We start from the raw sequence: 8,830 nt of genomic DNA, 5'->3' as shown, positions 1-8,830 counted from the left end.
CGGGTGCTCGCCGCCCCCAAGGGGACGCGTGTGCCGCCGTGGCTGCGCCGCGTGGTGCTGCGGGGGCTGGCCGTCTCCCCCGCCGAACGCTACCCCTCCCTGGAGGTACTGCGGACCGCCCTGCTGGAGGACCCGGCCGTGCGCACGAAGCGGCGCCTCTGGGTGGTCGGTGGCGTGGCCCTCGTGTTGGGGGCCATCGGCGTCACCCACGCGGTCCACCTCCGCAACGCCCGGCAGTGCGACGACGCGGCGCACGTGTTCGACGGAGTGTGGGACGCCTCGAACCAGCAGCGGATGGAGGCCTCGTTCCTCGCCACCGGCAAGCCCTTCGCCCCTACCGCCTGGCTGCGCGTGCGCCAGTCGCTCGATGCGTACACCCGTGCGTGGACGGCGGAGCGCACCGCCGCGTGCGAGGCCACTCGGGTGCGCAACGAGCAGCCCGAGGAGGTGCTCGCCCAACGCCTGCGCTGCCTGGATGGACGGCTCGCGGAGGTGACCGCGCTCACCCGGCTCTTCACCCAGGCGGACGCGGAGGTGGTCGAGCAGGCGGCTCGCGCGGCGAAGGGGCTCCCCTCCGTGGCCGACTGCGCGGAGGTCGCCCCCCGTGCCCAGGGTCCCCTCCCCGAGGAGCCGGCGGCCCGCGAGCGCGCGGAGGAGCTGCGCCGGACGCTGGTCCAGGCCCGCGTGCTCAAGGCGGCGGGCAAGTACGCCCAGGGCGTCACCCTGGTGGAGCCCGCGGCGGCGGCGGCGAAGTCCTCGGGAGACCGCTACGGCACCGCCGACGCCTTCCTGCTGCTGGGACAACTGCGCGAGCGGGCCGGGGACTGGCACGGCGCGGAGTCCGCCCTCTTCGAATCGCTCCGGGCCGCGGAGTCCGGACGCAACGACGAGGCCGCCGCGCGTGCATGGATTTCCCTGGTGCGCGTGACGGGCGAGCAACTGGAGCAATACGAGCTGGCCCACCGCTGGAGGGAGCGCGCCGAGGCGGCCATCGACCGGCTGGGGGGCAACGAGGTGATGCGTGCCCAGCTCCTCACCTGGTCGGCCACCACCCTGTACGGAGAGGGGCGCTACGCGGAGGCGGCCGAGCAACTGGAAGCGGCACTCGCGCGGCTGGAGAAGGCCTTCGGTCCCGACAGCCTGGAGGCGGCGGACGTGCGCCAGGAGCTGGGCAGCGCGCGGCTGGCGCAGGGCCGGGTGGAGGAAGGGCTCGCGCACCTGAAGCGCGCGGTGGACGCACGCCGCGAGGCCCTGGGCGAGGAGCACCCGGACGTGGCACGGGCCCGGCTCGCGCTGGGCGAGGCGTACTGGCAGGAGCGAGACCTCCCCGAGGCGGAGCGGCTGACGCGCGGGGCCCTGGAGTCGCTGGAGCGCTCGCTGGGCCCGGAGCACCCCAGCGTAGGCGATGCCCTCAACCTGCTCGCCCTGTCCCTCCAGTCCCAGAAGCGGCTGGAAGAGGCCCTGCCCCTGTTCGAGCGCGCGCTGCGCATCGTGGAGAAGACAGAGGGCCCGGACAGCGGCGGCGCGGCATCGCTCGAGCACAACATCGCCGGGGTCCTCTCGCAGCAGGGGCGGCCGGAGGAGGCCCTGGCCCGCTTCCGGACCGTGCTGGCGCGAAAGGAGACGAAGCTCGGGCTGAGTCACCCGCATCTCGTGCCGGTGCTGCGCTTCATGGGCAACGCACTGCGCAAGCAGGGCCGGCACCCCGAGGCCCTGTCGTACCTGGAGCGCGCCGTCTCCATCCAGCTCGCCCAGCCGGATGACGCCCTCTCCGGCTGGACGGGGGTGCACCTGGACCTGGGCCGGACCTTGCTGGAGGCGGGCCGGCCCCGGGATGCGCTCGTGCCCCTGGAGAAGGTGCTGGCCGGCTGGGAGCGCGCGAAGCCCACCCCCATCGAGCGCGCCAACACCCGCCTCCTGCTCGCGCGGGCGCTGTGGGACGCGAAGGGAGACCGGGCCCGGGCCCTGCGGCTGGCGCACGAGGCGCGCGCCCTGGCCGTCGAGGCGGGTGACGGGGGGGCGCGGGTGCTCGAAGCGGTGGAGGCGTGGCTCGCCACACACCCGTGAGGTGCCTACACGTCTCCAGGGAGACGCACTTGGGGGGGGATTGACGCGACCCGCCGCCACTCCGCAGCATGGAGGCCCCCACATGCTCGTTCCTCCCGTCTACCGCCGCTGGGTGACCTGTCCCGAGCCACGTCCGCGGGCGAACCTCCGCCTGTTCTGCTTCCACTTCGCCGGAGGAGATGCCTCGCTGTTCCGGCTATGGACCCGGCAGCTCCCCGCGTCCATCGAGGTCTGCCCCATCGAGCTACCGGGCCGGGCCAGCCGCCGCGCCGAGGTGCCCATCACCCACTTCCCGGAGCTGCTGGAGAAGCTGGCGAGCATGGTGCGCCCCTTCCTCAAGGAGCGCCCCGCCATCTTCTTCGGACACAGCTTCGGCGGCATCACCGCCTTCGAGCTGACGCGCTGGCTGCGCCGCCACGGGGGGCCCCTGCCCCGGCGCCTCTTCCTCTCGGCCTGCCCGGCGCTGCACGTGAGGCGGCAACCCCTCGCTCCCATCAGCCACCTGTCGGACGAGGAGTTCCTGGAGCAGATCGCCTCCCGCTACGGCGCGCCCCGGGAGGTGCTCGCCCATAGCGACGTCCGCCACGAGGTGCTGCCCGCGCTGCGCTCGGACCTGCTCGTCGCCGAGAGCTACCGCTACGCCGAGGAGCCCCCGCTGGACGTGCCCATCTCGTCCTTCGGCGCCTGGGAGGACCCGGAGGTCCGCCCCGAGGAGGTGGGGGCGTGGCGCCAGCAGACCACCGCCGACTTCCGCCAGCGCATGTTCCCGGGCAACCACTTCTTCCTCGCGGCCGAGCGGACCCGGCTGCACCAGGCCATCCTCGAGGATCTCCAGGGCCTGACCTGACGGGCACGAAGCCCTGGCAATTTCCCTGGCGGCCAAGGCGTTCCCGGTAGTCTACCGCCGCCGCCGGGCCCCTCTGGTCACCAGGCAGGCGACCTCCGAGGGACTCGCACGTGCTGACCCGGTACTCCGATTGGAAGAAGCCGACCGACGCGGCCTATGCCTTCCAGCTCCGCGCCCTTGTCCCGGCGATTCCCTCGCCTGGCGTCCGGAGTGACATCCGGCAGGTCGCCCGAGAGGTGCTCGGAGACGAGGCGGCGGACCGTTTCGAGCGGAGGATCCACCGCTGGGCCGGGCCGGAGGACGTGGTGGGCGAGGCGGGCGAGAAGCCCTACGAGGCGCCGCAGCTCTGCTTCGAGGAGCACACGTGGCGAGAGCGGCTCACCCTGGGCGAGCTGGACTCGGTGCTCCGGGGGAACGTCCTGGTGATGAGGAGCCCGTCCGGACAGGCCGACTACGTGCTGAGGGACCACCACATGCTCGACGTGGCCCTCTACCACTACCGGACGACGGGCGAGTTGCCGCGCACCCTCTTCCACGCGGACCGGCACTCGGACTGGTGCAAGGACAGCTTCTTGGAGGCGCGCGTGCCCCCGCAGGCGGCCACCTGGTGGAAGCTCCTCGAGGGCCTGAAGCGCCCGGACAGCGCGGAGCCCGTGCTCAACGAGCAGGACGTCTTCTTCACCACCGCGCAGGCCGAGCACCGGCCCTGGATGACGGGCCGCAACGTGGATGCCTCCATCCGCGTCCCCTGGTTCGTGGACACCACGGAGCTGCACTGGCGCCAGGTCCTGGAGCGCCCCGGGGCCACCGGGACGGATTGGGTCTCCCTGGATCTGGACTACTTCCAGCCCTCGCCGCAGCTCCGGCTGAGCGGAGGGCTCCTGCGCGACGCGCGCTTCCACGGGATGATGGCGACCGCCCGCGTCCGGGTCTTCGTGCTCTCGCCCCAGTTCACCAACGGCGGGGACAAGATCGACCCGTGGGAGATTCAAGGCAGCCTCCCCTCCTCGCTCCGGCTGCTGAACCTGTTGCGCCAGCTCTCCGGCAAGCCGCACCTCCTCGCCTCCTGAAAGCGCGAGGGCCCCGAAACGCGACGGGCGGCCCCCGGTGAGGAGGACCGCCCGCCTTTCAACCCCTACCGTCCGCCGGAACTACGGCTTCGTGTAGTTGAGGGTCAGGGTGTAGCTGGGGGTGCCCGAGCCGGCCCCCCGCACCATGACGTAGGCACTGCTCTGGCCGGCGGGCACCGTCAGGGTGCACGTCTCGGAGGCGCCGGACGTGGCCGGTCGGCAGTCATAGGCCGTGGTGGTGGGTGCCGCGCCGAAGCGCACGTACAGGTCGGGGTTGCGCGTGCCCGTCATGGTCACCGTGAAGGTGGTGCCGGCCACCACGCTGTACGGGCCGTGGTTGACGTTCTGGCCCTTGCCCACGGTGCCGCTGACCGTCTCGGTCACTGGCGTGCCGGTGCCGCCACCGCCGCCACCACCGCCGTACGTGCCCTTGAGGCTCACGCCCGAATAGGTGGAGTAGGCGTTGACCATCACGTACCAGGTGCCGGCCCGCGGGCTGGTGAAGGAGCAGACCTCCGCGTTGCCGCTCTTGTACGGACGGCAGTCGTAGGTGCTGGCGCTGGGCAGGGCACCGTGGCGCACGTACAGGTCCGCGTCACCCGTGCCACCGCTGATCTCGAAGGCCACGCTGGTCTCCCCGGCGGGCACCTCGAGCGCGTAGTACTTCTTGTTGCCGGAGCTGCCGGAGAGGCTGCTCACCGGCACGCCGTTGGTCAGCGGGTTGATCACCGGAGGCGGAGGAGGCACGCCCACGGCCTTCCAGGCCTCGTTGACGGCGGCGGCCTCGACCGAGCCCGTGCCGAAGAGCGACTCGGCGGCCTGCACCGTGTACGTCTTGGCCTGCTCGAAGGTGGTGCCGGAGGTGAAGAGGTCCGTGTTGGCCTTGTAGAAGATGCGACCGGCCTTCTCCGGGCCGATGGCGGGCACGGTGTTGCTCGTCTTGCCGCGCGGGTGCGTGCCACCCTTGGACAGCATCGAGAACACCAGGTTGCTGATGCCCGAGCTGTAGTGCACGTCCACACCCGAGGCGTAGTCGCCGTAGAAGTCGAGCGAGCTGCCATCCTTGGACGGGTCGTCCATGTAGCGGAGCGCGTCACCCGCCGTGGCCGGCGTCCAGATGTCCTCGCCAATCTTGAAGATGTCGGCGTCCACCGCCCAGCCGCGCGTCCAGCTCTCGCAGACACCAGCGAAGATGTCGGACATGGACTCGTTGAGGCCGCCCGACTCCCCCGAGTACACGAGGTCCGACTCGCTGTCCGTCACGGCGTGGGTCAGCTCGTGCACGGTCACGTCCAGGTCCTTGCCCAGCTCGATGGAGTCCGTGCCGTTGCCGTCGCCGTACACCATCTGGGTGCCGTCCCAGTAGGCGTTGACGTAGCTGGTGCCGTAGTGGACGGTGCTGGTGAGCGTGGCGCCCGCGTTGTTGTACGAGTCGCGTCCGAAGAGCGTCTGGTAGCACTCGTAGGTCTTGCCCAGCATGTCGTAGTTGGTGTCGACGTGCGCATCGCCCACGGCCGCCTGGCCCTCGCTGCGCTTGAGGGTGCCCGGCGTGGTGGTGCCGTTGTTGGCCGAGTACACCTTGCGATTCATCGCCGTGTGGATGCTCGGGTTGACCAGCAGGATGCCGCCGCGCTGCGCGTCCACGTAGACGACGTCATCGGCGGGCATGCCGTCGCGCTCGCCCTTCACGCGCACCACATAGGCCAGCCGCGGCTCCGAAGCGCCCTCGGAGCGCAGGAAGACGAGCGTCGCGCCCCCCTCGGTGGCGGCGCCACGCGCGGTGGAGCTCTCCACGGCCACCCGGGCCGCGGCCTCGGGGGCCACCTTCGCCTGGGCGGACACCTTCACGCCGTCCCGGGCCGAGCCGTTGGCGGCGTAGACGTTGCCCGCCTCGTCCACGTGCAGCACGAGCTCGCCACCCACCACCGGCAGGCCCGCCTTGGTCTGCTGGAAGCGCAGGTGCCGGTGGCCGCGCGCGTCCACCGTGGAGCGCTTGAGCACCAGGTCGTTCTCGTTCAGCCGGAACACCGGGGCGACGAGGCCCAGCGTCTCCCTCACGTCGACGTCCGCCGAGCGCGCCAGCGAGCCCGACACCTGGGACGCGCGACCGAACCGGCCCTGGATGGAATAGGGAACCCCGTCCTCGCTGCCCAGCACCCGGGCGCCCCCGAGGCGGGCCAGCGCGGCCTGGATGTCCGAGTCGTCACCCGCGGTCACGGGCGCCTCACCCTCCTGCATCGCGCCGCAGGCGGCCAGACTGGCACCCAGCCACGCCGCACAGAATGTCCTCAAGAGCCGGTTGCTCACTCAGCACTCCTCGTGAAGAAGAAGGCTCTGTCTTGACATGCCGGGTGATTGGCATTCAAGGCGACCGGCTGATTTTCATGGTTTTTGAGTCCTGTCCGCCAAAACAAACACCGGTGTCTGGCTTTTCTTGGTGCTTGAGCGGATGAGACTCCTCTCTCTCGCGCGAAAAGAAAGAGGCGCCGCGCGACCTTCCGCGCGGCGCCTCCTCACTTCTCAGCTCGAGCCCTGACTAGCTACGACGGCGGCGGCCGAGCAGGCCGAGCGCCAGGGCCATCAGCGGCAGCAGACCACCCAGCTCCCCGGGGCCGGCGTTGCAACCGCCGCTGTCCGGGACCTTGGTGTCATTGCCCGGGCGACGGTAGACCAGGAAGCCGGTCTCCGCCGAGACGGCGCTCTCGGCTCCGTGGGAGTCCGTGGCGCGAGCCACCCAGACGTACTCGGCGGCCTCCTCGAGCTCGGTGGTGAGCGTGAAGGAGGTGGTGCCGTTGGCGCCCGCGGCGATGTTGCGCGCCGAGTCCACCACTTCCGAGGAGCCCTGCTTGCGCACCTCGAAGCTGTACGTCACCGCATCACCCTCCGCGTCCACCGCGTTCTGCACGGTGAGCGTGGGCTTGCGGGTGGTGACGACGGCCTCGGACGGGTTGAGCGTCACGGGGACCGAAGGCGCCTCGTTGCTCGCGTTCACCACGAAGGAGCCCATGGCCCAATCGCTGGCGCTCACGGAATCCAGCGCGCGGACGCGCCAGAAGTAGCGGGTGTTCTCCTTCAGGGCGGCCGGAGTCCAGCTCACCTTGCCGTCGACGGCGGCAATGGCGGAGGACACCTGGCGGGCGGAGCCGCCGAAGGTGGCCGAGGTGTCGAGCTCGAAGATGTAGCTGAGCGTGTCACCATCCGAGTCCACGGCGGCGTTGGCCACGAGCGCGGGGGTGGCGGAGGCCACCATCACGTTCTGGGCAGGCGCCACGAGCGCGGCGGTACCGGGCACGTGGTTGGCCGGGCGGCCGACGAAGATGGAGAACGACGACACCACACCCTGGGTGGAGCCACCGTGAGGATCCACGGCGCTGACACGCCAGTAGTAGGTGGCGAAGGGCTTGAGCGAGCCCGGCACCGTCCACGAGGTGCTGCCCTGCGCACCGGCGGCCAGGTCATCGGAGAACTGACGGGCCACGGTGAAGGCGGCGTCCTCGGCCACCTCGAAGCGGTAGGCAACCGCCGCGTCGTCCGCGTCCATCACATTGTCCACCACGAGCACCGGAGTGAGCGTGGAGACCTGCGAGCCCGCCATCGGCTGCACCGAGCGCGGGGCGCCGGGCAGGTCGTTGACAGGGTTGTAGCGGATGCGCTGCACCTGGCTCCACGAGCCGCTGAGCGAGCCGTCCGTCACGCGCACGCGCCAGGCGTACGTGTGGTTGTCCAGGAGGTCCATCAGGTCCACGCTCTCGGTGCCATCGGTGAGGGACGCCACGGTGGTGTCGCCCTCCGTCTGGTCCACCGTCACGTCGCGCACCTTCTCCGTGAGCGCCGCGTCGGCGAAGAGCTGGAACTGGTAACGCACCGCCGCGAGGCTCCCCACGCTCTTCACGTTGGTGGCGGTGAGGAGGAGCTCCGCGCTGTCCACCTGCTCGCCCGTGAGCGGGCTCTTCGCCACGACCGTGCCGGGCAGGGCCGGACCGCCGTTGCCGGAGTTGAACTCATCCGCGTTGCTCACGCCGTCGCCATTCGCGTCATCGGCGGCGTCGTTGCGCAGCGGATCCGTGCCATGCGCGCGCTCCCAGGAGTCCGGCATGCCATCGCCGTCCGTATCCACCCAGCGGGCGGAGACGGTGAAGGACTGGGAGGCCGAGGCCCCGTGCTCGTCCATCACGGAGACGGAGACGGTGTACGGCAGGCCCGAGGCGCTGGTCTGCGTGAAGCTCGGCGTCCAGAGGACGAGGCCATCGGCGGTGATGGACATGCCCTCGGGGGCGCCCGTCAGGCTGAAGCTGAGCGTGCCATTGCCCGGGTCGCTGGCCAGGGCGCGCACGGACAGCAGGTTGCCCTCGTTGATGCTGGCGGGAGCCTTGAGCGCGGCCAGGGTGGGGGCCACGTTGCGCGCGGTGGCGCTGAAGGCCTGGGAGGCCGAGGCCCCGTGCTCGTCCGTCACGGTGACGGTGACGCTGTACGACGAGCCCGCCTGGGCCGCACGAGGCGTCCAGAAGATGGAGCCGTCGTTGGTGATGGACATGCCCTCGGGGGCGCCACTCAGGCTGAAGCTGAGCGTGCCGTTGCCCGGGTCGCTGACCTGGGCGCGCACGGACAGCTGGCTGCCCTCGTCGACGGTCCGGCTCGCGATGGTGGCCAGGGTGGGCACCACGTTGCGGGCGGCGACGGTGAAGGCCTGGGAGGCCGAGGCTCCGTGCTCGTCCGTCACGGTGACGGTGACGGTGTACGACGAGCCCGCCTGGGCCGTGCTGGGCGTCCAGAAGATGAGGCCGTCGGCGGTGATGGACATGCCCTCGGGGGCGCCACTCAGGCTGAAGCTGAGCGTGCCGTTGCC

Annotated in this window: 5 protein-coding genes; 3 read left to right on the top strand and 2 right to left on the bottom strand. The window is 71.1% G+C overall.

Going from position 1 to position 8,830, the window contains the following annotated elements:
* The 3 genes from VF794_RS05650 to VF794_RS05640 form a co-directional block, all read left to right on the top strand.
* A partial coding sequence (locus VF794_RS05650; protein ID WP_331108152.1) for a tetratricopeptide repeat protein occupies positions 1–2,067 on the top strand: 2,067 nt, incomplete at its 5' end.
* Between the two features lie 82 nt (positions 2,068–2,149).
* Complete coding sequence (locus VF794_RS05645; RefSeq protein ID WP_331108151.1) at positions 2,150–2,914, top strand: thioesterase II family protein; 765 nt, start codon at positions 2,150–2,152, stop codon at positions 2,912–2,914.
* Positions 2,915–3,024: 110 nt separating this feature from the next.
* Complete coding sequence (locus VF794_RS05640; protein WP_331108150.1) at positions 3,025–3,984, top strand: hypothetical protein; 960 nt, start codon at positions 3,025–3,027, stop codon at positions 3,982–3,984.
* Positions 3,985–4,065: 81 nt separating this feature from the next.
* Here the strand turns inward: VF794_RS05640 and VF794_RS05635 are convergent, their stop codons facing one another.
* Both VF794_RS05635 and VF794_RS05630 read right to left on the bottom strand, forming a co-directional pair.
* Positions 4,066–6,291: a M4 family metallopeptidase gene (locus tag VF794_RS05635; RefSeq protein ID WP_331108149.1), complete on the bottom strand. Its 2,226-nt coding sequence runs from the start codon at positions 6,289–6,291 to the stop codon at positions 4,066–4,068.
* Positions 6,292–6,520: 229 nt separating this feature from the next.
* Positions 6,521–8,830, bottom strand: a 2,310-nt coding sequence (locus VF794_RS05630) for a putative Ig domain-containing protein (protein WP_331108148.1), incomplete at its 5' end; no start/stop codon positions are given.

The organism is Archangium sp., assembly GCF_036389735.1.
Lineage (GTDB): Bacteria > Myxococcota > Myxococcia > Myxococcales > Myxococcaceae > Archangium.
The sequence above is the reverse complement of the archived record's forward strand: the minus strand, read 5'-3'. Positions and strand labels throughout refer to the sequence as shown.

Coding starts and splice junctions, on each gene's coding strand:
- VF794_RS05645 (WP_331108151.1), top strand. CDS start 2,150: ATGCTCGTTCCTCCCGTCTACCGCCGCTGGGTGACCTGTCCCGAGCCA.